The organism is Saccharothrix saharensis (assembly GCF_006716745.1).
Lineage (GTDB): Bacteria > Actinomycetota > Actinomycetes > Mycobacteriales > Pseudonocardiaceae > Actinosynnema > Actinosynnema saharense.
On the sequence record NZ_VFPP01000001.1, the window covers coordinates 5,702,300 to 5,724,845 of the forward strand.

General features: G+C 73.7%; 19 protein-coding genes. 9 read left to right on the plus strand and 10 right to left on the minus strand.

Going from position 1 to position 22,546, the window contains the following annotated elements; all coding sequences use genetic code 11:
* Nucleotides 1-49: 49 nt before the first annotated feature.
* Nucleotides 50-340 (plus strand): hypothetical protein, encoded by a 291-nt coding sequence (locus FHX81_RS25665; protein ID WP_141980577.1) that lies wholly within the window; start codon nt 50-52, stop codon nt 338-340.
* Here FHX81_RS25665 and FHX81_RS25670 read toward each other — a convergent pair.
* The 3 genes from FHX81_RS25670 to FHX81_RS25680 form a co-directional block, all read right to left on the minus strand.
* Nucleotides 316-1,401, minus strand: coding sequence for a glycosyltransferase family 4 protein (locus FHX81_RS25670; protein ID WP_246107971.1), 1,086 nt, complete (start codon nt 1,399-1,401; stop codon nt 316-318). The genes FHX81_RS25665 and FHX81_RS25670 overlap by 25 nt on opposite strands.
* On the minus strand, nt 1,394-3,883 hold the full coding sequence (locus FHX81_RS25675; RefSeq protein WP_141980578.1) for a glycosyltransferase: 2,490 nt from the start codon (nt 3,881-3,883) through the stop codon (nt 1,394-1,396). The genes FHX81_RS25670 and FHX81_RS25675 overlap by 8 nt, the downstream gene beginning before the upstream one ends.
* Before the next feature lie 133 nt (nt 3,884-4,016).
* Nucleotides 4,017-4,931, minus strand: a complete 915-nt coding sequence (locus FHX81_RS25680; protein ID WP_246108298.1) for a glycosyltransferase family 2 protein — start codon at nt 4,929-4,931, stop codon at nt 4,017-4,019.
* Between the two features lie 26 nt (nt 4,932-4,957).
* Between FHX81_RS25680 and FHX81_RS25685 the strand changes: the two genes are divergently transcribed.
* The 4 genes from FHX81_RS25685 (at nt 4,958) to FHX81_RS25700 (ending at nt 11,209) form a co-directional block, all read left to right on the plus strand.
* The gene (locus tag FHX81_RS25685; RefSeq protein WP_141980579.1) at nt 4,958-5,992 is read left to right on the plus strand and encodes a glycosyltransferase family 4 protein; all 1,035 of its coding nucleotides are present in this window, start codon (nt 4,958-4,960) and stop codon (nt 5,990-5,992) included.
* A 79-nt stretch (nt 5,993-6,071) separates the two neighbouring features.
* Nucleotides 6,072-7,199 carry a glycosyltransferase family 4 protein gene (locus FHX81_RS25690; protein WP_141984136.1) on the plus strand — a complete coding sequence of 376 codons (1,128 nt, stop codon included), beginning with the start codon at nt 6,072-6,074 and terminating at the stop codon, nt 7,197-7,199.
* A 58-nt stretch (nt 7,200-7,257) separates the two neighbouring features.
* Entirely contained in the window at nt 7,258-8,109 is an 852-nt protein-coding gene (locus tag FHX81_RS25695; protein ID WP_141980580.1) for a glycosyltransferase family 2 protein, read from the plus strand.
* A gap of 40 nt (nt 8,110-8,149) precedes the next feature.
* On the plus strand, nt 8,150-11,209 hold the full coding sequence (locus FHX81_RS25700) for an NACHT domain-containing protein (RefSeq protein WP_141980581.1): 3,060 nt from the start codon (nt 8,150-8,152) through the stop codon (nt 11,207-11,209).
* Between the two features lie 2 nt (nt 11,210-11,211).
* On the opposite strand, the gene FHX81_RS25705 is transcribed toward FHX81_RS25700, so the two are convergent.
* Nucleotides 11,212-12,102 carry a DNA-3-methyladenine glycosylase family protein gene (locus tag FHX81_RS25705; RefSeq protein WP_141980582.1) on the minus strand — a complete coding sequence of 297 codons (891 nt, stop codon included), beginning with the start codon at nt 12,100-12,102 and terminating at the stop codon, nt 11,212-11,214.
* 9 nt (nt 12,103-12,111) lie between these two features.
* Complete coding sequence (gene manB / locus FHX81_RS25710; RefSeq protein ID WP_141980583.1) at nt 12,112-13,188, minus strand: mannose-1-phosphate guanylyltransferase; 1,077 nt, start codon at nt 13,186-13,188, stop codon at nt 12,112-12,114.
* Nucleotides 13,189-13,343: 155 nt separating this feature from the next.
* Between manB and FHX81_RS25715 the strand changes: the two genes are divergently transcribed.
* Nucleotides 13,344-13,724: a hypothetical protein gene (locus tag FHX81_RS25715; RefSeq protein ID WP_141980584.1), complete on the plus strand. Its 381-nt coding sequence runs from the start codon at nt 13,344-13,346 to the stop codon at nt 13,722-13,724.
* A gap of 174 nt (nt 13,725-13,898) precedes the next feature.
* Here FHX81_RS25715 and FHX81_RS25720 read toward each other — a convergent pair whose 3' ends face one another.
* The 4 genes from FHX81_RS25720 to FHX81_RS25735 are packed head-to-tail and all read right to left on the minus strand — an operon-like array spanning nt 13,899 to nt 17,508.
* Nucleotides 13,899-14,441 (minus strand): NUDIX hydrolase, encoded by a 543-nt coding sequence (locus FHX81_RS25720; protein WP_141980585.1) that lies wholly within the window; start codon nt 14,439-14,441, stop codon nt 13,899-13,901.
* Nucleotides 14,438-15,772, minus strand: a complete 1,335-nt coding sequence (locus FHX81_RS25725; protein ID WP_246108299.1) for a coenzyme F420-0:L-glutamate ligase — start codon at nt 15,770-15,772, stop codon at nt 14,438-14,440. The genes FHX81_RS25720 and FHX81_RS25725 overlap by 4 nt, the downstream gene beginning before the upstream one ends.
* Nucleotides 15,765-16,730 carry a 2-phospho-L-lactate transferase gene (gene cofD, locus FHX81_RS25730; RefSeq protein WP_141980589.1) on the minus strand — a complete coding sequence of 322 codons (966 nt, stop codon included), beginning with the start codon at nt 16,728-16,730 and terminating at the stop codon, nt 15,765-15,767. The genes FHX81_RS25725 and cofD overlap by 8 nt, the downstream gene beginning before the upstream one ends.
* A 25-nt stretch (nt 16,731-16,755) precedes the next feature.
* The gene (locus FHX81_RS25735) at nt 16,756-17,508 is read right to left on the minus strand and encodes a site-2 protease family protein (protein ID WP_141980590.1); all 753 of its coding nucleotides are present in this window, start codon (nt 17,506-17,508) and stop codon (nt 16,756-16,758) included.
* Between the two features lie 269 nt (nt 17,509-17,777).
* On the opposite strand from FHX81_RS25735, the gene FHX81_RS25740 reads away from it, so the two are divergent.
* Together FHX81_RS25740 and FHX81_RS25745 are read left to right on the plus strand one after the other, a co-directional pair.
* The gene (locus FHX81_RS25740) at nt 17,778-18,083 is read left to right on the plus strand and encodes a WhiB family transcriptional regulator (protein WP_053723270.1); all 306 of its coding nucleotides are present in this window, start codon (nt 17,778-17,780) and stop codon (nt 18,081-18,083) included.
* 88 nt (nt 18,084-18,171) lie between these two features.
* Complete coding sequence (locus tag FHX81_RS25745; RefSeq protein ID WP_141980592.1) at nt 18,172-21,447, plus strand: glycosyltransferase; 3,276 nt, start codon at nt 18,172-18,174, stop codon at nt 21,445-21,447.
* 121 nt (nt 21,448-21,568) lie between these two features.
* On the opposite strand, the gene FHX81_RS25750 is transcribed toward FHX81_RS25745, so the two are convergent.
* Entirely contained in the window at nt 21,569-22,012 is a 444-nt protein-coding gene (locus FHX81_RS25750) for a metallopeptidase family protein (protein WP_141984137.1), read from the minus strand.
* 150 nt (nt 22,013-22,162) lie between these two features.
* Between FHX81_RS25750 and FHX81_RS25755 the strand changes: the two genes are divergently transcribed.
* Nucleotides 22,163-22,522, plus strand: a complete 360-nt coding sequence (locus FHX81_RS25755; RefSeq protein ID WP_073885657.1) for a DUF3499 domain-containing protein — start codon at nt 22,163-22,165, stop codon at nt 22,520-22,522.
* Nucleotides 22,523-22,546: the final 24 nt, after the last annotated feature.

Sequence of the window (22,546 nt, forward strand, 5' to 3'; positions counted from 1 at the left end):
GCGGGAAGCAACCTAGCAGAACAGTTTCCACTCGATCGAGGAGGGTGTCGTGGCTGTTCAGGTGGCCTATGTCCGGGGTGACACGCCGTTGCGCGCGTGGGTGGACGACGAAACCGGCACCGTGTGCCTCTCCGTGGGCCCACCCCCGGGCCAAGTGGTCCTCGGCCTCACCGCCAACGGCGCGGACCGCCTACTGGACGCGGTGAAGCGCGAGCTGAAGGTCCTCGACCCGTCCGGCTTCGACTGCGACGACTGCCACGACACCGGCCGGCGGTGGACGCCGGTCGCTCGCGGCGCGGCGAGGCTCAGCTCCTGTCACTGCCCCGCGGCACGCCGGTAGGCCGTCAGGGTCCGCTCGGCCGTCCGCCGCCACGTGAACTCCGCCGCGTGCGTCCGCCGTGCCACCTGGTCGGCGGGCGTGGGCGGTGCTTCCACGGCTTCCACCATGGCCGACGCGAGCGCCTCCACGTCACCGACCGGCACGTGCGCCGCGTACCCGCCGGCGACCTCGCGCAACGCCGCCACGTCCGTGCACACCACCGGCACGTTGCACGCCAGCGCCTCCAGCACGGGCAGCCCGAACCCCTCGTCGCGCGACGGCAGCACCAACGCCGCCGCGCCCGCCACGACACTCCTCAGGTCCACGTCGTTCAGGTACCCGGTCCGCAGCACCCGGTCGTCCGAGCCGGCCGCGTGCGGCCCCGCCAGCACCAGCGGTGGCAACGACGGCCGCGCCGCGTGGGCCGTCACCAGCGTGCCCAACCCCTTGCGCGGCCCACCCGCGCCCACGAACAGCAAGTACTCCGACGGCAACCCCAGCCGGGACCGCAGCGCGGGCGACGGCGGCCGGGCCGCGAACCACGCCGGGTCGACCCCCAGCGGCGTCACGACGATCTTCGACTCGGGCACGCCGAGCCGTTCCATCACGACCTCGGCCACCGCGCGGGTCGGCGTGCACACCACGTCCGCCCGCGTGGCCGACTTGTGCACCAGCTCCGGCAGCCGCCGGTCGGACGGGGGCAGGTCGCCGGGTGTGTCGAGGAACGCCAGGTCGTGGATGGTCGTCACGCCACCCGCCCGCAGCACCGGCGGCAGGACGAAGTTGGTCGCGTGCATGACGTCGGTGGGCCCGGCCAGGAACTCCACCGGCGGGAACGGCATCCGCAGCCAGAACTGCCGCAGCAGCCGCGCCGACACCGGCAGCCCGCGCGCCACGACGTCGTGCGGCAGCACGGTCCGCAGCGCCCGCCACCCGCGCAGCGTGAACGCGACCGCGCGCACGTCGACCTCGTCCAGCATCGACGCCAGCTCCTCGGCCAGCGCCGCCGTGTACCGGCCGATCCCGGTCCGCTGCCCGAGCAGGGGGGTGCCGTCGATCAGCACCCGCAACGGCCTAGCCACGGCGCAGCTTCTTCAGCACGCGCCCGGTCGCCCGGCGGGCCACCTCGCCCGCGCCGCCGGCGGTCATGTACTCCTTGACCAGCGCGACGTCCCGCTGCACCTTCTCCATGCGCCCGAGCGGCCGGTTGCGCACCATGAGCGCCGAGCCGGGCAGCCGGTCGGCGGCCGGTCGGGGGTTGCGGCAGAACTCGGTGAGCGGCGCCAGCACGTTCTCCCAGGTGAACCGCTCCCGCACGACCGCGATCCGCTCCACGCACCCGGCGGCGAAAGCGGTGTCGTACAGGACCTTCTCCAGCGCGTCGGCCAGCGCGTCCGGGTCCTCCGACGGCACCACGACGCCCAGGTCCTCGCGCCGCACCAGGTCGGCGAACGAGTCGCCGTCCGTGGTCACGATCGGCAGCCCGGCCCACAGGTAGTCCAGCACCCGGGTCCGGAACGCGAACGTCGTCTCCACGTGCTCGTAGTGCGTGGTCACGCCCGCGTTCGCGTCGAGCAGCCAGTTCTGCCGGTCGTGGTAGGGCACCCAGGTCTCGTTGAAGAAGACGTGCGAGTCCACGAGGTCCAGCCGCTTGGCCAGCGCGCGGGTCTGCCCGGCGATGTCCATGTCCGGCACCTCGGGGTTGGGGTGCTTCATGCCCAGGAACACCAGCCGCGCGTCCGAGCGGCGGGTGCGCAGTCGATCCACCGCGTGCAGCAGGGTCAGCGGGTCGAACCAGCTGTAGACGCCGCCCGCCCACAGCACGACCTTGTCCGACTCGCCGATCCCCAGCGTGGAGCGCAGGCCGGGCCCGGTGCGCTGCGGCGGTTTGCCGGGCAGCCCGAACGGCACCTCGGCCAGCAGCGACCGCACGGTCGGGTCGTTGTCGTACAGGGAGGGCGTGAGCCGGCCCAACGCGGTCAGGTGGCCGAGCCAGAAGTGCCGCTGCCGCTCCGACGCGCACAGGAAGAAGTCGCCGCGCGCCAACTGGTCGTTGATCACCTTGGTGACGCCGACCAGGTCCAGCTCGCGCTGCTCGTCGGTGGCGTCCTTGCCCTGTTCGAGCAGTTCCAGGTGCATCGGGTCGTAGATGTCGCAGACGACGACCTTGGTGGAAGTCGCCTTCTTCAGCTCGGGCACGAACTCCAGCGCGTGTCCCTGGAGCACGACCACGTCGGCCCACTCGACCTGCGCGCCCAGGTCGCGCCGGGCCACCTTCAGCACCGGGAACGACGCCTCGGGCGGCGCGCACAGCGGGTTGATCGTGACCAGTCGGACCTCGTGCTCGCCGGACAGCACGTCGGCCATGTTCCAGGCCCGGATCGCGGGTCCGGCCATCTTCTCGGTGATCGCGTCGCCGGTGATCACCAGGACCCGGCGCGGCCGGCCGAAGACCTGCTCCAGCCCGAACACCTCGACCAGCACGTCGTGCGCGGCCAGGTAGCGGGGCAGCGGGTAGGCGGGTTCCATGGCCTTGCGCATCAACGGCACCAGGTCGGCGTCGGACACGCGGCGCGCGGCCTGCTCGACCTGGCGCGACTCGGCCAGCGACGGCAGCAGCTCGACGAACTGGTCGATCGCGAGGAACCCGGCCAGCGCCTGCCGCGACACCGGCACGGGCGCGCGGTCGTCGGCGGGGTCGTCCGGGCGGCGGGTGATCTCCAGCTGGGTGGCGTCGATCTCGCCGCGCGCGGTGGCCCGGCGGACGACCAGGGCCAGCGCGGCGGGCAGCGCCTTGGCCAGGGTCTCGTCGGAGAAGTTCTTGTAGAGCGCGGCGAGGGCGTTGCGCTCCAGCAGGTACAGCTCACGGCTGCTGTCCACAGTGGACATCGAGGCGTGGTGCTTGTGGTAGGTCAGGGACGTGGGCGCGTACCGGACGCGCCAGCCGCGCAGGTTCATCCGCCAGCCGAGGTCGACGTCCTCGTAGAACATGAAGAACCGCTCGTCGAACCCGCCGAGCTCGCGGAACACCCCGGTCCGCACGACCAGCGCCGAGCCGGTGCCGAACAGCACGTCGCGCGGCACGTCGTGGGAGCCGTCGTCGGGTTGGCCGGCGTGCCGCTTGTAGCCCATGCCGAACCACGTGAGGCCGGCGTCCACGAAGTCGATCTCGCGGCCGTCCCAGTCGAGCACCTTGCTGGCCACCGCGCCGACGGAGGGCTCGGCGCGCAGCACCGCCACCGCCTCGCGCAGCCACCCCGGGTGGGGCCTGGCGTCGTTGTTGAGGAACGCGACCACCGACCCGCGGGCCGAGCGGACGCCGAGGTTGCACCCGCCGGCGAAGCCCAGGTTCGCCGGCGACTCGACCACCTCGGCGTTCGGCGACGCGGCGCGGATGCGGTCCGCGCCGCCGTCGCCCGAGGCGTTGTCGACCACGATGACCTGGAGTTTCTCCGCCGGGTAGTCGAGGTCGCCGAACAACGCGCGCAGGCAGGTGATGGTGTCGTCGGCGCCGCGGTAGTTGACCACGACCACCGAGACGTCAGGCAGGGTCCCTTGCTCCACGGGCTAACTCTGCCTCATCACGCTCCGCAGCGTGCGGTCAAGGTGTCCTACGCCTCCGCGCCGGGCTCGCCGACACCCGCCGGGTCGACGTCCCGCCACCCGGATCAACGCCCGCCCGGCCACCCGGCGCCGCCTAACGGCCGGCCCACTCCCGCCACACCGCGCGCCGGTCCACCGTCGCACGTCGGCCGATCCGCCACCGCTGCGCCACCGTCACCGGCAGCCTGACCAGCACCTCCAGCAGCACGCGCACGCGCAGCGGCACGTGGAAGTTGGCCGCGTCCGGGGTGGCGCGGCGCAGCGGCAGCAGGGCGGTGATGGCGGCGAACCGCACCAACTCGCGCACGGCCGTGCCCGCGGGCGCGCAGCGCAGCAGCGTCAGCAGGCGGTTGCGTTCGTTCCAGCGGTGGAACGGGCGGGAGCCGGGGTTGGTGCTCGCGCCGTGCCGGTGGTGCACCCGGGCCGGGCCGACGGACAGCACCCGGTACCCGGCCAGCCGCAGCCGCCAGGCCGTGTCGGTGTCCTCGTAGTAGCAGAAGAACGCTGCCGGCACGCCGCCCACGCGCTCCACCGCGTCCCGGCGCAGCAGCGCCGCGCCGCCGCAGAAGCCGAACACCTCCCGGCCGGCCAGGACCAGGTCGGCGCCGTGCCCGTCGGCGGTCAGCCGGACGCCGACCGACTGGGTCGAGCCGTCGGCCAGCAGCATCGACGGGGTCGCGGCGGCGGCGTCGGGCGTGGCGTCCAGGGCGTCTTCGAGGGCGGCGAGCCAGCCGTCGTCGGGCACCGCGTCGTCGTTGAGCCAGGCCACGTACCGGGTGGTGATCGTCGGCAACGCCGCCGCGAGACCGCCCGCGTACCCGCGGTTGACCGGCAGGCGCAGCACCTCGGGGCGGCTGGGGTGCGCGGCGATCAGCCCGGCCGTGCCGTCGTCGGAGGCGTTGTCGACCACGAGTGTCCGGTGTGGACGCTGGCGGGCGAGGGCGTCGAGGCACGCGGTGATGTGCTCCCGGCCCCGCCACGTCACCACGACCACCGTCGTGCTGGGGATCGACACGGCGTGAGACGGTACGCGACGTGCCCGACCTCGTTGTGCTGACCGAGCAGTTGCTGGCGCCGGTGCCCGGCGGTACCGGCCGGTACACGCGCGAGCTGGCCGCCGCGCTGGCCGCCACCGCGCCCGCCGGGTGGACCGTGACCGGGGCGGTGAGCAGGCACGCCGACGTGTCGGCGGCCGTGGTCCCCGGTGTGCGCGGGCCGCGCGTGCTGCCCCTGCCCCGACGTGCGCTGATCGCGGCGTGGGAGCGGGGCGTGCCGTACTGGCCGGGCGGGGACTCGGTGCACGCGTTCACGCCGTTCGCGCCGCCGCGCGGGCGCGTGGTGGTGACCGTGCACGACACCGTGCCGTGGACGCACCCGTCGACGTTGACCCCGCGCGGGGTGGCGTGGCACCAGCGCGTGATCAGCCGTGCGACGGCGCGTGCGGGCGCGGTCGTGGTGCCGACGGCGGTCGTCGCCGAGGAGCTGCGGCGGTACGCGCCCGGACCCGCGCCCGTCCACGTGGTGGGGAACGGCGTCACGGTGTTCCCGGCGGAGGAGCCGGTGGACGTGCCGCCCCGGTACGTCCTCGCGATCGGGACCGTCGAGCCGCGCAAGGGGTTCGACCTGCTGGTGTCCGCTACGGCGGAGCTGGACGTGCCGCTGGTCGTGGTCGGGCCGCAGGGCTGGGGCGGGGTCGACCTGCGCGCGCCCCACGTCCGCTTGATGGGGCGGTTGAGCGACGCGCAGCTGGCGTTCGTGCTGCGGCGCGCGGCGGTGCTGGCCGCGCCGAGCCTGGCCGAGGGGTTCGGGCTGCCGGTGGTGGAGGCGATGGCGGCGGGCGTGCCGGTCGTGCACTCCGACGCGCCGGCGCTGGTCGAGGTGGCCGGTGGCGCGGGGGTGGTCGTGGCCCGCGGTGATCGTGCGGCGCTGGTCGCCGGGCTGCGCCCGATGCTGTCCGATTCGTCACTGGTTGATCGGCTCGTCGCGGCTGGCCGGCTCAGGGCCGAGGCGTTCACCTGGGAGAACGCCGCGCGGGCGGTCTGGGGCATCCACCTGGGACTGGTTCGCTGACGCACAGTTTGCGCCATTTCCGGTCTACCCCGGGGTCGCCCGCCGTACCCTTCTGCGCGTGTCACCCGTCGAACCCAGCGTGCTGATCGACGCCACCGCCGTCCCGACCGACCGAGGTGGCGTCGGGCGGTACGTGGACTCCCTGGTGGCCGCGCTGGACGCGGACGGCGCACGGCTCAGCGTGGTGTGCCAACCCCGTGACGCCGCGCTCTACACGACCCTGGCCCCCCGATCGCGGGTCATCCCGGCGACGGACGCGGTGGCCACCCGGACCGCCCGGTTGACGTGGGAGCAGACGACCCTGCCCCGGCTGGCCGCCCGGCTCGGCGTGGCGGTCGTGCACTCGCCGCACTACACCGTGCCGCTGGCCAACCGCGCGGCGTCCGTCGTGACGCTGCACGACGCGACGTTCTTCACCGACGCGGTGCTGCACTCGTCGGTGAAGGCGCGCTTCTTCCGCGCTTGGACCAGGGCTTCGCTGCGGCGGGCCGCGCTGTGCGTGGTGCCGTCGCGGGCGACCGCCGACGAACTGGCCCGGGTCGCGGGCGCGGACCGGCGGTTGCTGCACATCGCCCAGCACGGCGTGGAGACCGAGCGGTTCCACCCGCCCAAGCCCGAGGACGTGGCCGAGGTGCGGCGGATGCTGTCGCTCGGCGACGCGCCGTACGTGGCGTTCCTGGGCGCGTTGGAGCCGCGCAAGAACGTGCCGGCGCTGATCCGCGGGTTCGCGCAGGCGTGCCGCGACCGGCCGAACCCGCCCGCGCTCGTGCTCGCGGGCCAGCCCGGCTGGGACAGCCAGGTGGAACGCGCCCTGGACGCCGTGCCGCACCGGGTGCGCGTGATCCGGGCCGGCTACCTGCCGTTCCCGTCGCTGGCCGGGTTCCTCGGCGGCGCGGAGCTGGTGGCGTACCCGTCGCTCGGCGAGGGGTTCGGGCTGCCGGTGCTCGAGGCGATGGCCTGCGGCGCGGCCGTGCTCACGACCCGGCGGCTGAGCCTGCCCGAGGTCGGCGGCGACGCGGTGGCGTACTGCGGCGTGGGCGCGGGTGACATCGCGGCGGCCCTGACCGAGCTGCTGGACGACCCGGCCCGGCGAGCGGCGCTGGCCGCGGCGGCGCTCGTGCGGGCGAAGGACTTCTCCTGGTCCACGTCGGCGGCACGGCACCGGCTGGCCTACGAGCGCGCGGCCCGTTCGCACCGGCAGCGCTGAAGACCCGGCGGGGGACACGCCTTCGTGCGGCCCGCGCGTCACCACTAGGGTGGCCGGCGTGACGCGTTACGGAGACGAGCTGGCGGTGGTGACCGTCACCTACTCGCCCGGCGAGACCCTGGACACCTTCCTGTCCACGCTGTCCGCCGCGACCACCCGGCCGGTGTCGGTGGTGCTGGCGGACAACGGGTCCACCGACGGCGTGCCCGAACGCGCCGCCGCCGAGCACCCGCACGTGACGTTCCTGCCGACCGGCGGCAACCTCGGCTACGGCGCCGGCGCGAACCGCGGCGTCGCGTCGCTGCCCGACTCGGTCGGCTGGGTGGTGATCGCCAACCCGGACCTGTCGTGGGGCGTGGGCAGCCTGGACAAGCTGCTGGAGGCCGCCAAGCGGTGGCCGCGCGGCGGCGCGTTCGGCCCCCTGATCCGCGAACCGTCCGGTGCGGTGTACCCGTCGGCCCGGCTGCTGCCGTCGTTGGGACGGGGTGTGGGCCACGCGCTGTTCGCGGTCGTGTGGCCGTCGAACCCGTGGTCGCGCGAGTACCGCCAGGCCGCGGCCGCGCCGGAGGAGCGCACGGCCGGCTGGCTGTCCGGCTCGTGCCTGCTGATGCGCCGCGAGGCGTTCGACTCGGTCGACGGCTTCGACCCCCGCTACTTCATGTACTTCGAGGACGTCGACCTGGGCGACCGCCTGGGCCGCGCGGGCTGGCTGAACGTCTACGTGCCGGAGGCCGAGGTCGTGCACATCGGCGGCCACTCGACCCAGCGCGCCTCCAAGCGCATGCTCGCCGCCCACCACTCCAGCGCCTACCGCTACCTCTCCGACCGCCACCGCGGCCCGCTGTGGGCACCGCTGATGCTGGCCGTGCGCGCGGGCCTGTCCCTGCGACTCCGCCTGATGACCCGATAACTGCGCCTTCCCGCGGCCGGTCGCCGTGGATGATGTCCCGATGCGCCGCTCCTTCTCCTACGGCGACGCGGTGAAGCTGCTCGGCGGCGACACCGGTCTCGTGAAGCTGCTGGACCGCGTCTCCGCGGCGACGGTGCTGGCCACGGGCGGCATCGACCTGCTCGACGCGCGCACCGAGGTCGTCCGGGTGGGCAAGCACCTGCTGTCGTCGCTGCGCGACCGCGTCACCGGGCTGCACCGCGTCGACCGCACCCGATTACTCGAGGCCGCCCACAGCATCCTCGTGGTCACCTCGTTCTTCGAGGCGCTGGACGAGGCTGGGCTGCCGTTCCGGCTCAGGATCACCAAGGGTGAGCAGGTCGTCCTGACCGGCGGGACGTGGTCCGGCTCGAAGCGCGCGGTGGACCTCGTCGAGCTGCTGTCGAACACCACGGTCCCCGTGCCGAGCGCCGAACTGCCGCCGGACGCGGTGATCGGCGACATCACGGCGTTCTACCGCTTCACGGCCGGCGAGGTGGTCGCCTTCCTGGCCGGCTTCGACGCCTGGGACGACCTGCCGCCGGACGAACGCCAACGGTTCGTCGCGGCCGCTCAGGACGTGCCGGTCCGTGCCGTGAGCCTCTACCGCGCGCGGTACCGGCAACTGGCGGTCGACTGCCCCGAGTTCGCGGTGTGGACCTCCGGGATCGAGCACGCGGCGACCCGCGCCGAGGTCCGCACCGCCCTGGAGGACATGCGCGGGCTGCTGCGGCGGCTCGCAGGCGCTCAACCGCCCGACGACCGCCGTGCCGCCCTGGCCCGGAGCTACCGCGCGGAGCTGGACCGCCCCGTCGTCGCGGGCGAGGTGTCGTCCGGGCTGGTGCTGCCCGCGCTGCGGCAGGCGTACGTGGCGCCGCGGTTCATGGTCGCGAAGGCCGACCAGGGTGACGACGTCAGCCAGGACGGCTGGTGGTCCGGGGTGCCGGTCCGCGCCGACCTGGACGACTACCTGGCGGGCTACTTCACGTCCTCGAGGGCGACCACCGCGCCGCTGGTCGTGCTGGGGCAGCCGGGTGCGGGCAAGTCGTTGTTGACCAAGATGCTGGCCGCGCAGCTGCCGGCCGAGGATTTCCTGCCGATCCGGGTCGTGCTGCGGGACGTGGCCACCGACACGACGTTGCAGGACCAGGTCGAGGCCGCCGTCACCCACGCGACGGGGGAGCGGCTGACCTGGCCGGACCTGGTCCGTTCGGCGGGTCCGGCGATCCCGGTGGTGCTGCTGGACGGCTTCGACGAGCTGCTCCAGGCCACCGGCACGAGCAAGTCGGACTACCTGGCGCGCGTGCGCGAGTTCCAGCAGCGTGAAGCGGCCCAGGGCCGAGCGGTGATCTTCGTGGTGACCACCCGCGTCGCGGTGGCGAACCGCGCCCGGCTCGCCGGGTCGACCGTGGTGCTGAAGCTGGAGCCGTTCGCCGACGACCAGGTCCGCCGCTGGCTGGACGTGTGGAACACCGCCAACCCGTCGGCGACCCTGTCACCCGAGGTCGCGCTGCGGTTTGCGGACCTCGCCGGCCAGCCGTTGCTGCTGTTCATGCTGGCCCTCTACAACGCCGAGGGCAACGCGCTGGAGGCCGAGGGCGCGGAACTCGCCAAGGCCCGCCTGTACGAGCGGCTGCTGACCAGGTTCGCCCGCCGCGAGGTCGACAAGAGCCTCCGCGACGCGTTGGACGACCAGGTCGACCGGGCCGTGGAGGAGGAGCTGGTCCGGCTGTCGGTCGTCGCGTTCGCGATGTTCAACCGGGGCGTCCAGTGGATCGACGAGACCGAGCTGGACAGCGACCTGAACGCCCTGCTGAACCCCGGCGCCCGCGGTGTCCGGGACAAGCTGCGCCTCAGCTCGGCCCAGCTCGCCGTGGGCCGGTTCTTCTTCGTCCACGCCGCCCGTGCCGCGCACGACGACCAGGTGTCGCGGACCTACGAGTTCCTGCACGCGACGTTCGGCGAGTACCTGGTCGCCCGGCTCGTCCACCGGGTGTCGCTGGACGTGCTCGCCCACGTGACCAGGCCGCGCTACGGGCGTCAGGAGATCGACACGGGCTGGCTGGAACCGGTGCTGTCCTTCGCCCCGCTGGCCACGCGCGCCCCGGTGGTCTCGTTCCTGCGCGAGCTGTTCGACGACACTCCCGCAGCCGACCGCACGGCCCTGTACGGGCTGTTCACCGACCTGGTGGACACGGTCCAGCACCGCCCGCCGGGCACCGGGCACCCCGACTACGTCCCGCGCCCCCTACCGGTCGCCCGTCGTATCGCGGCCTGCACGGCGAACCTGGTCACCCTCGCCGTCGTGGTGCGCGGGCGGCTGGCGGAGGACGACCTGCGCCCAACCGAGTGGCACGCGCTGGTGTTGTTGTGGCAGTCGCAGCTCGGCGGTGAGGAATCCGTGAGGCTGACCGACGTGCTCGACATCGAGCGCCTTCGGGTGAACGGTCAGGCGACCCTCGCCGTCGTCCTGCGAAAGGACCGGTCACCGCTGCCGGTCGACATGGCGTGGTTGTCCGACCTCGGCCCCGACACGCAGGGCGCGATCCTGCCACCTTTGCTCGACGATTTCCGCCGCTGGGAGACCTTCCGCCCGACGTGGTCCGGCGGACATGCGCTGCACACCCTCGAACCCCTCATGGCCAACATGGGGTCCGCGGTGAATTCATTCGTGCCGCACCAAGGCGAATTCCATTCCTTGGCGCGGCTATTGCTCGTCGTACTCGTATCTTCCAACCCGGCCGAGCGGTTCGCCGCCTACGTGACCACTCTGTCGGCCCTCCGGAACGAGGCCTTCCGGGCTGGTACAGCTTACTCGACGTTGCTGTTCAACGCACTGGCCGCCGACGAAGTCGCTACGGTTCCGCTGCTCAGGGAAGCCGTGGTGGCAGCGCCGATTGCCAGGCCGAGATCGATGGCGCTCAACCGGTGCATATCACGGCTATACCGGGAGACTGTGGCTCCGGAAGATGTGCACCAGAATTTCTTGCGACTTCCCGATAAGGTGGACGTCGAGTTTATGGCCAGTGGTGATGAGGCTTTGCTCGTCGCCTTGAAGAACGCCCTTTTCTTCACCGATTGAGGTCACATCGCGCGGTAGTCGCGGGGGGAGAAGCGGGGACCTCGGCGGGGCTTCGTGACGCCTGAGGCGAGGATGTAGCGGACGGCGCGGTGGCGTTGCGGGGTGTAGGGGGCCAGGAGTTCGGCCATGCGGTCGTCGTCCACGGCCTCGCCGACCAGTGCCCAGCCGACGATGCCGGCCAGGTGGTAGTCGCCGAAGCTGACCGCGTCCGGGTCGCCCCACGCCCGTTGCGCGACCTCCGCGGCCGTCCAGACGCCGATGCCCGGCACCTTCCGCAGCAGGTCGCGGCCCTCCTGGCCGCCCAGCTCGCACGCCCGTTCCAGCCGGTGCGCCACCTGGGCCGCGGCGATCAGGGCGCGGCGGCGGCCGCCGTCCACGCCCGCCCGGTGCCACTCCCAGTCCGTGATCCCCAGGACCGCGCGCGGCGTCGGCGGGACGAACAGGTCGGCCGGTCCCGGTGCGGGCGTGCCGAACCGGCGCGTCAGCTCCCGGTACGACCGGAACGCCTCCACGCCCGTCACCTTCTGCTCCAGGATCGCGGGCAGCAGCACGTCCCACACGCGGCCCGTCGTGCCGAGCCGGATGCCGGGACGTCGCCGCCGCGTCTGCTCGACCAACGGGTGGTGGCACTCGAACGCCGAGTCGTCGTCCGCCGCGCCCAGCAACGCCGGCAGGCCGTCCAGCAACCACTGCGCGCCGTCACCCCACGCGTCCGCCTCCACCACGTCGGTGCGGCGGACGCGCAGGGTGGCCGGGCCCGCCGGGGTGTTGGCGGCCAGCCACACCCCGTCGGGCCCCGCGCGGAACGTGGGGTCGCCCGCGCCCCGCCGCAACGGCATCAGCAGCGCGCCGAGGTCCAGCGGGAACGTCGGCGTCCACGTCCTAGACGGCATCACTGACCATCACACATCGGCGGAGAACCGCACACCACCCTCGGGCAGCACGACACCCGGCCACACGCGGGCACCGTTGACCAGCTCGCACCGGGCCCCGACGACCGCGTTGTCCCCGATCACCGCGTCCGACACGACCGCACCGGCCTGGACCAGCGAGTTCGCGCCGAGCACGCTGCGCTCCACGCGCGCACCCTCGCCGACCACCGCGCCGTCGAACAGCACCGAGCCGTCCACGACCGCGCCGGCCGCGACCGTGCAGTTCGCCCCGATCGTCGCACCGCCCGTGACCACGGCGTCCTCGTCCACCTCCGCGCCGTCGAGCACGACCGCGTCACCCCGCAGCGCCAGCGCGGCCGTCGGCGCGATGCCGCGCACGAGGTCCGCCGAGCCCTGCACGAACGCGGCCGGCGTGCCCAGGTCCAGCCAGTACGACGCGTCCACGTACCCCTGCACCCGCGCACCCGACGCCAGCAGCCCGGGGAACGTCTCCCGCTCCACCGACACCGGCCGACCGGCGGGGATGGCCTCGATCACCTCGCGCCGGAACACGTAGCAGCCCGCGTTGATCTGGTCCGTCGGCGGGTTCTCGGTCTTCTCCAGGAACGCCGTGACGCGACCGTCGTCGTCGGTCGGCACGCAGCCGAACCGGCGCGGGTCGTCCACCCGGACCAGGTGCAGCGTCACGTCCGCCTCGTTCTTGCGGTGCGTGTCGACCACGGCACGCAGGTCGACGCCCGACAGGATGTCGCCGTTGAACACCACGACGTCGCGTTCCCGCAGCTTGTGGGCGACGTTGCGGATCGCGCCCGCCGTGTCCAGCGGCACGTCCTCGACCACGTACTCCAGCTCGAGGCCGAGCGCCGAGCCGTCGCCGAAGTGCTCCTGGAAGACCTCGGCCTTGTACGACGTGCCGAGCACGACGTGCGTCATGCCGGCTTCCCGGATCCGCGACAGCAAGTGGGTGAGGAACGGCACCCCGGCGGTCGGCAGCATGGGCTTGGGCGCGGACAGTGTCAGTGGTCGCAGCCGGGTTCCCTTGCCCCCGACCAGAACCACTGCCTCGGCCCCGTGCAGCTCCGACATGCCGTTTTTCCTCCTCGGCTTACTTCCACCCGTAGTTTGCGAATACTCTGGCATGAGCACTCCGGCGGCACGGGCGGTGGTCCGTGTCGACGAGCGTCACCGATCGGCACGCCGGCGTCCCCCAGCCGGCCCAAGGCAACGCAGGAGAGATCCGGATGGACCCCCGCGCTCGGGCCGACGCGGCGCTGGCCCGTGCTCGTGCACGTGGCATCCACGTCGTGACGCCGGACAACATGACGTCGCCCATGGACTCGTCGGCGACCCAGCAGATCCCGCGCGCGATGGTCAACGCGGTCGACCCGCGTGGCGGCGACCCGGACTCGACCATGGTGCTGGCCGCGCACGTCGCCGCAGGTCAACCGGCCCCACCCCCGCCGCCCGCCCCGGAACCGGAGCCCGAGCTCCGCGTGGCACCGGGCCCGGTCCCGACCGTCCAGCAGGTCCCGACCGCCCGCCCGTCGCTGTCCCAGCGCCTCTCCGGCGGCCAGCCCCCGCACCCCCCGGGCCTCTCCCGACGCCTCAACGGCGACTCCTGACCCCCGCGCGTGTCGAACCCCCGGACCCCGTGAGTCGTACGTCCAGGCCCCGGGAGTCCTACGTTCGCGTACCCCGAGTTCCACGCTCACGACGCCCCGCGGGGTACCTGAGTGGTGAATTCAGGGGTCCTGGGCGTTCGACTCTCGGGACCTGAGCGTTCGACACGCGCGTTTTCAGAGGTGGACCCGCGCGGCGGTGAGGAGGGGGTGCAGGTCGTCGGTGTCCGGGGGGAGGGCGGTGGCGGGCCACCAGGCCAGGTCGAGGGATTCGGCGCTGCGGAGGGGGCTGGCGTCGAGCGGGGCGCGGACCAGGAAGCGGACGTCGAAGTGACGGGTCGGCTTGCCCAGCGAGCACGTGATCGGGTGCACGTCCAGGTGCACCGGTTCCGGCGAGATCCGCAGGTCGGCGATCCCGGACTCCTCCCTCGCCTCACGCAGCGCCGCGCCCGCCAGCGTCGTGTCCGACGCCTCGCAGTGCCCGCCCAGCTGCAACCACCGACCCACCCGCGGGTGCAGGGTCAGCAGCACCCGCTCCCCGGACGCGTCCACCACCAGCGCCGACGCCGTGATGTGACCCGGCTCGCACGACCGCAGGCACGCGTCCTCCCGGGCCGCCAGGAACCCCAGGTACGCCTGCCGCAACGACTCCTGCGTCCGGTCCGCGGGACGCCAAGCGCCCAACGTCGCCACCGCGTCCGCGTGCAACGACGGGTTCACCGCTCCAGGAACCTCTCGTCCGACTCCGGCAGCGGCCGCGGCGTCAGCTCCGCCTCCGGGTGCCCGATCGCCACCGCGCCCAACGGCTCCCAGTCGTCCGGCACGCCCAGCACGTCACGCACCACGTCCGCGCAGAAGATCGTGGACGACACCCAGCACGACCCGAGCCCCTCGGCGGCCAACGCCACCAGCAGCCCCTGCACGGCCGCACCACCGGCGACCGTGAACATCGTCCGCTCCGCCGCCGCACGCCGCTCGTCCGGGTACGAGTGCGCCCCCGCCCGCACCAGGAACGGCACGACGACCTCCGGCGCGGCACGCAGGATGTCACCCCGCGCCACCCGCGCCTCGACCCGCTCCTCCGGCAACCCGTCACCCCGCAGGTCCGCCCGCCACCGCTCGGCCATCGCGTCGAGCAACGCCGCCCGCAGCGCGGTCAACCGCACGAACCGCACCGGCCGCGTGTGGTGCGGCGCGGGCGCCGTCAACGCCGCCGCCACCGCGCGCCGCACGGCCTCCACCGACACCGGCGACGCCGAGAACGACCGCACCGACCGGCGCAACAACACCGCCTCGGCCCGCCCCTGCGCCACCGCCTCGGCCGTGCCCAGCCGGAACAGGTCGTCCGCCACCGGCCGGGCCAGGTCACGCGCCGAGGACCCGTCGTCGACCACGGTCAGCCCGCGCACCACCGCCACCGGCACCGCGCCCAGCTTGCCCTTCACCAGGTCGGCCGCCGCCGCGATCTCGTCGGCCACCGCGACCTCGGTCACCACCAACGGGTTGCCGTGCCGGTCCGCCGACCCCGCGTACCGGTGCAGCACGGCCAGCCCGGACGACCCGATCGCCGCGTCCGTCTGACCGACCCGCCACGCCCGGCCCATCGTGTCGGTCACCACGACCGCCACCGACACACCCAGCCGGGACGCCAACGCCGCCCGCAGGGCCGCCGCCGAGGAGTCGGGGTCCACGGGCAGCAGCGCGATCTCGTCACCGTTCACGTTGGACGCGTCCACACCGGACGCCGCCTGCACGATCCCCAGCTTGTTCTCGGTGATCAACGTCCGCCCGCGCCGGGCCAGCACGCGCACCGACTCCGCCTCGACCCACTCCCGCCGCACGGCGTCACGCGCCTCGGGGTCGGCCGGCACCGCCACCAGCCGACCTTCCACTTTGGACAGCACCTTCGACGTCACCACGACCACGTCGCCGTCGGCCAACCAGGGTGCGGCCTCGGCGATGGCGGACGCCAGGTCGTCACCGGGCCGGAACTCCGGCAACCCGGTCACCGGCAGCAGCGTGATCGGCGCACCCGCCGCGTGGTCAGCCAACGTCGACACCGGCCAGTTCCAGCGCCGCCCGCGCCATCGCCGCCGTCGCGTCCACATCGGACATCAGCAGCGGCACCGCGCGCACCGCCACGCCCGGCACGTCCGACCGGTCGCCGGTGTGCACGAGCCAACCGTCCAGCACGCCCTTGTCGGTGGTCTTGCGCGACCCGTAGTACCGCCCGACGGCCTCGGCGGAGGTCTCCACGCCGATCGCCGACAGGCACGCGTCCGCCATCCCGCGCAGCGGTTTGTTGCCGATGATCGGCGACAGCCCCACCACACCCGCCTCGGTCTTGCGCAGCGCGTCGCGCACCCCCGGCACGCCGAGGATCGTGTTCACGCTCACCACCGGGTTCGACGGCGCGATCAGCACCGCGTCGGCGTCGCGCAGGGCGTCCAGCACACCGGGGGCGGGCGTCGCCGTCTCCACCCCGACCGACGCGAACGACCGCGCGGGCAGCCCGGCCCGGTGCTTGACCCACCACTCCTGGAAGTGGATCGCCTTCTCTCCCTCGTCCGTCGTCACGACCACGTGCGTCTCGACCCGGTCGTCCGACATCGGCAGCAGCCGCACACCCGGCTCCCACCGGTGGCACAGCGCCTCCGTCACCGCCGACAGCGGGTAGCCCGCGCGCAGCATCCGGGTCCGCACCAGGTGCGTGGCCACGTCCCGGTCGCCCAGCCCGAACCACGTCGGGTCGGCGCCGTAGGCGGTCAGCTCCTCCTTGACCGACCACGTCTCGCCGGCGCGCCCCCACCCGCGCTCGGAGTCGATCCCGCCACCGAGGGTGTACATGCAGGTGTCCAGGTCGGGGCAGATCCGCAACCCGTGCATCCACACGTCGTCACCCGTGTTCACCACGGCGGTGATCTCGTGCTCCGGACCGGCCAGCAGGCTCTTCAGCCCGACCAGGAACCGCGCCCCGCCAACCCCGCCAACCAGTACGACGACCTTCACGAGTCGCCATCCTCCCACCCGGGGGTCAGCGCCAGAACAGGAAGGTGCCCTGCCCGAGGGCCGCCAGGAACCGGTCGCCGCCGATCGACTCGAACACGGTGTACCCGGCCTCGAAGAACAACCGACCGATGGTCGGGAACCCGATCAGCACCGCGAAGAGCACGAACGGCGCCCACATGCGGGCCTTCGCGCCGAACTGCCGCGCCGAGTACGACATGTACGGCTCGATCGCGCCCCAGCCGTCCAGGCCGGGGATCGGCAGGATGTTGAGCACGAACGCGAGGATCTGCACGGCCGCCAAATACGACAAAGCGGCGGCCAAACCCACCGGCGGCGTGAAAAGGATCACCGACAGCGACAGCAGCACGCCCAGCACCAGGTTGCTCAGCGGACCGGCCAGCGACACCATCGACTCGACCCGCTTGTTGCGCAACACGTGGTGGTTGATCCACACCGCGCCGCCGGGCAGCGGGATGCCGCCGAACGCCAGGAGCACCAGCGGCAGCACGATGCTGAACACCGGGTCGGTGTAGCGGCGGATGTCCAGGGTGAGGTACCCCTTGGCCTGCACGGCGTAGTCGCCGCCCCGGTAGGCCACGATCGCGTGACCGAACTCGTGCAGGCACAGCGAAACCGCCCAGCCGCCGAGCACGAACAGCACGGTGCCCGCGGTGAGCGCGGCCGTGGAGTCCTCGAACAGGGTCAGCACGGCGCCTGCCACCGTCACCGCGAGCAGGCTGAGGAACAGTGGGCTCGGACGCACCGCGGATCGCTTCACCCCTCCAGTGTGGCCTTCCCGGTCCGGTGCTCCACACCCCGGCCGATGGGCCATCCGCGCAGCCGCGGTCGCTCCGCGCGCCGTCCCAATCACCGTCTGTGCTGCCAGTCAAGGCTTTTCAGGCCATCCGCGCGAATATCCCCCGTCCTGTGGACTCCGCTTGACCGCGTGTTGTGACACAGGTGTAATCACATCGGTGTCATTCGTCGTTGTGGGGACGGCGAGTGGTGTCCGCCAACCGGGGAGAGCGGAAGGCGAGGAGGCGGACTATGCAGGAATTCGACGGGGGTCGCATCGTGGACGGGGACGTCCCGGCACCGGAGCCGGTCGTACTCGACCTGTTCGACGCGGCCGATGAGCAGGACTGGCAGGAGCGCGCCCTGTGCGCGCAGACCGACCCCGAGGCGTTCTTCCCGGAGAAGGGCGGCTCGACCAGGGAGGCCAAGCGGATCTGCCTCGGCTGCGAGGTGCGCTCCGAATGCCTGGAGTACGCCCTGCAGCACGACGAGCGCTTCGGCATTTGGGGCGGGCTGTCCGAGCGTGAGCGGAGGAAGCTCAAAAAGCGCGCGGTGTGATCGGATCCCGCCGGGTGATCGCTTGCGCGCGCGCTCTGGCTTACCGTGGTCGTCCCACGGCGTAGTCGGAGCGACCTAGGAGCGGCACTTGACGAGCGGGGCCACTCCGCGGCTGCGCACCGCGCCCGTGCTGGCGGTGCTGGTGTGCCACGACGGCGACCGGTGGCTGGGCACGGCGCTGTCGGCGCTGCGCCGCCAGCAGCCGCGCCCGCGGCACGTGATCGCGGTCGACACGGGTTCCCTGGACGGTACGGCGAAGCTGCTGACCGAAGCCTCCACCGGCCCCGATCGGGTGATCGACGGGGTGCTGACGCTGCCGCGCGGCACCGGTTTCGGTGCGGCCGTCCACGCCGCCGTCGAGCACGCCGTGCGGCGGTGGGGCGATCCGGGCGCGTGGCTGTGGCTGCTGCACGACGACTGCGCGCCCGAACCGGACTGCCTGTCCGCTCTGCTGACCGCGGCCGAGGTGTCGCCGTCCGCGGCCGTCCTCGGGCCGCTGGCCCTGGACTGGACCGACCCGCGACTGGTGGTGGAGGCGGGCCTGTCGACCGACGCGTCCGGTCACCGGCAGACCGGCATGGGCCGGGTCGAGCTGGCCGGGTCGTTCCGGCAGAGCACCGAGGCGCTGGCGGTGCCGTCGGCCGGGTCGCTGATCCGCCGCACGGCGTGGGAATCCCTCGGCGGCTACGACCGCACGATGCCCTTGCTGCGCGACGACATCGACTTCGGCTGGCGCGCCAACCTCGCCGGGCACCTGGTGCTGTCCGTGCCGGTGGCGCGGATGCGGCACGCCCGCGCGGCGGGCCGCGGCACCCGGCGGCTGGACGCGGCGGCGGCCCGACCCGGGCCGGCGTTGCGCGGCGTGGACCGGGCGCACGGGTTGCGCACGTTCCTGGTCAACTGCGGCACGCTGTCGTTCGCCCTGGGGCTGCCCCGGATCGCCGTGCTCGCGCTCCTGCGCGCCCTCGGTTTCCTGCTGCTGCGCCGGTTCTCCGACGCGCACGCCGAGCTGGGCGCGCTGCGGTACCTGCTGAGCGGACGGGCCCGGCTGCTGGCCGGACGGGCCGAGCGGACCGCGCACGGCGTGGTGCGAGGGTTGTTCACGAGTCGGATCACGCGGTCGCGCAACGCGATCCGCGCCGCGTCGGCCGCGCTGGTCCGCCGGCGCGTCGAGGCGGACCTGGCGCTGGGCCGGTTGCCGGAGGACGACGCCCGGCCGCGCGCGTGGTCGCTTCCGTCCGAAGTGGAGCGTCCGGTGGTCGGCCCGGCCGCGCTGCCGGCAGGCGTGCTGTCCCGGCGGCGCCCCGTGCGGGCGACGGGCGGGCTGCGCCGGCCCGCGGTGACCGTGCCGGTGGAGGCGTCGCCGGCCGGTGCCCGGCCGTCACCCAGGCCGCGGCCGTCGCCGGTGCCTCGTGGCACGGGCGCGCCGGGCGTGGTGTTCGTGGAGGTCGACCGGGCGCGGGTGCTCTGGTCGCTGGTGCTCGGGCCGCCGTTGCTGCTGGTCGTGGGGCTGGCCGTGGTCGGTGTCCTGGCCAACGCCGGGCGGATCGGGCTCGACCTGAGCGGCGGGCGGCTGCTGCCCGTCGGCGACCTCGCGGACACCTGGTCGTCCTACCTGGCGGCGTGGCACCCGGTGGCCGGCGGCACGACCGCGCCCGCGCCGGCGGCGCTGGCCGTGCTGGGGACGCTCGGCGTGCTGGTCGGCTCACCGGCGACGCTGGTGGCGCTGCTGTTCCTCGGCGACGCGCCGCTGGCCGGGCTGCTGGCCTACGCGGCGTCCCGGCGGATGCCCGTGCGGCGGCCCGTGCGGGCCCTCGTGGCGGCGGCGTACGCGTTGCTGCCGGCGGCGACGGCGGCCGTGAGCCAGGGCCGGCTGGACGTCGTCGTGGTGCACCTGCTCGCGCCGGTGGTGTTCGCCGGGGTGGCGTCCGCGCTGCGGGGCGGGTCGGGTGCGTCGTGGCTGCCGGTGGCGTCGGGCACGGCGCTGGCGCTGGCGGCCGTGGGCGCGTTCTCGCCGCTCGTGCACGGGCTCGTGGCGTTCGCCGCGCTGGCCGGGTTCGTGGTCGTGCCGGGGCGGCACGGCGACGGGCGACGGCGGGTGGCGTCGCTGTTCATGATCGTGCTCCTGCCCATGGCGCTGCTGCTGCCGTGGCCGGCGGTGGTGCTGCAACACCCCGCCGTCGTGCTGCACGGCGTCGGCGCGTTCGTCGAGTCGCCCGCCGTGGGGCTGGTCGACCTGCTGTCGCTGCGGCCCGGCGGCACGGGCGCGGTGCCGTTCGTCGGGTTCGCGGTGGTGGGGTTCGCGCTGCTCGCGGCACTGCTGCGACCGTCGCGGTCGATGCTGGCCGGTGCGGCGGTGGTGGTCCTCGGCGGGTTCGCGGTGATCGTGCTGCGGACCGTGCCGGTGGCTCCCCTGCCCGGCGGCGACGCGACGCCCGGGTGGACCGGCGGGCCGTTGCTGCTGGTCGGGTGGGGGCTGCTGTGGGTGGTGCTGGCGGCGTTCCGGCGGGACGCGGGCACCGCGCCGGTGCGGCGCGTCGTGTCGGTGGTCGGCGTGCTGACGGTGGTCGGGTTGGCGTGCGCCGGGTTCGTCGGCCTGGGGTCGGGCGGCGCGTTGACCGCGGACGGGGCGCGGCTGCCGTCGACGTTGGCGCAGGAGCTGCCCCGCACCGGGCGGTCGGTGCTGGTGCTGGGCACGCCGCCGCGGCTGGTGGCCGGGCGGATGCCCGCGTTCGGCGACGACGACCTCGTGCCCGTCGTGACGGCGACCACGCGGCTGGAGCGGTGGTCGCGTGAGCTGACCGGCGGGTCGCCGGACGCCGCGCGGGTCGCGTTGGCGCAGGCGGCGGCGTCCGGGGTGGCGTTCGTGGTCGTCCCGGACCTGGCGACGGCGCAGCGCGTGCGTGACGCCGTGGGCGAGCTGGTGGCCGTGACGCCGGCGATGTCGGACGGGCGGCCCGTGCTGCGGGTGCAGCTGGCGGCGGGGAACGCCGTGCTGCTGTCACCGGAGCTGGCGCGGCGGGCCCGCACCGGCGGCAACCCTCCCGTGGAGCTGGGCGCGCCCGGCATCGCCCCGGTCGAAGCCGCGCCGCCGGACGTGGGCGTCCAGGTGTCCGAGGGGCCCGAAGGGCGGCTGCTCGTGCTGGCCGCCGAGGAGGAACCCGGCTGGCGGGCGTGGGTCAACGGCCGCGAGACGACGATCGTGCGGGCCTGGGGTCACCTGGTCGGCGTGACGGTGCCCACCACGGCCTCGGAGGTGCGCGTGGAAGCCTCGTCCACCCTGCGCGAACTGCTCCTGATGCTCCAAGCCGCCGCCGCGCTCTTCACCCTCCTGACCGCCATCCCCACCCGCCGGCGTCCCTGAGCGTCGAACTCGGGGTACCCGAGCGTTCGACTCACGGGACCCGAACGTTCGACTCTCGCGAGAGTCGAACGCCCAGGACCACCGTGTCGAACGCCCGGGTACCCCGAGTTCAACGCTCGCGTCAGTCGCCGTCGATCACGTCCGGGTCCAGCCCCAGGTAGTTCGCCACCTGCTCGACCAGCACGTCGTGCACCAGGTCCGACAGGTCGGCACCGTCCTTGGCCCGCGCCTCCAGCGGACGCCGGTACAGCACGATCCGCGCACGTCGATCGGCCCCGGCCGGCACGAGCCGCGCCAACGGCACGTTGCCGTCCTCCACCACGTCGCCGTCATCACCCGACTGCACGTCCGGCACGTCGTCCACCGCGACGTCCAGCTGCGTCAGCTCCGTCCGCCACCGCGCCTCGATCGGCTCCAACGCCTCCAGCACCAGCGCGTCGAACCGCTCCGCCCGGCTGCGCGCCGCCGGCAACGTGGCCGGGTAGAGGGGACCGCGCAGCCCTCGACCGTGCCGGTCGCGGTTGCGCCGCCGCCCAGCGCCCTGCCGCCGTGAACCCCGAGCCATCACCACGAGGTAGAGGGTAGTTGTCCACCGCCCGGCCGCGTCCAACCGGACCTCCGCGACCAGGCAACTCGCCCAACCCGACCACCACCGCCAACGCCGCGCCGGAGGTAATCCAACACACGCCGCGCGGGACGCGATATCGTCCCCGCCGTGCGGAGCGTGAGACGGTGCTCGCGAACCGGGTGCGCGAACCCGGCAGTCGCCACGCTCACGTACGCCTATGCGGACTCCACCGCGGTCGTCGGACCCCTCGCGACCTACTCCGAACCGCACTCCTACGACCTCTGCGAAGAGCACGCCCTGCGCCTCACCGCGCCACGCGGCTGGGAGGTCGTCCGGCACCAGGGCGAGTTCCGCGCCCCCGAACCCACCGTGGACGACCTCACCGCCCTCGCCGAAGCCGTCCGCGAAGCCGGCCGGGCCACACCGCAGGTCGAACTCCCGGAGCTCCCCGCGGGCACCATCCGACGCGGCCACCTGCGCGTTCTGCCCGATCCGAACGAAGACTGAACGAAGACTCAGCGACCGGATACG

Excerpts from the sequence above, each read along its gene's own strand:
- manB (WP_141980583.1), bottom strand. The coding sequence starts at position 13,188 with ATGTCGGAGCTGCACGGGGCCGAGGCAGTGGTTCTGGTCGGGGGCAAG.
- FHX81_RS25740 (WP_053723270.1), top strand. The coding sequence starts at position 17,778 with ATGCAGGAATTCGACGGGGGTCGCATCGTGGACGGGGACGTCCCGGCA.
- FHX81_RS25715 (WP_141980584.1), top strand. The coding sequence starts at position 13,344 with ATGGACCCCCGCGCTCGGGCCGACGCGGCGCTGGCCCGTGCTCGTGCA.
- FHX81_RS25700 (WP_141980581.1), top strand. The coding sequence starts at position 8,150 with ATGCGCCGCTCCTTCTCCTACGGCGACGCGGTGAAGCTGCTCGGCGGC.
- FHX81_RS25750 (WP_141984137.1), bottom strand. The coding sequence starts at position 22,012 with ATGGCTCGGGGTTCACGGCGGCAGGGCGCTGGGCGGCGGCGCAACCGC.
- FHX81_RS25705 (WP_141980582.1), bottom strand. The coding sequence starts at position 12,102 with ATGCCGTCTAGGACGTGGACGCCGACGTTCCCGCTGGACCTCGGCGCG.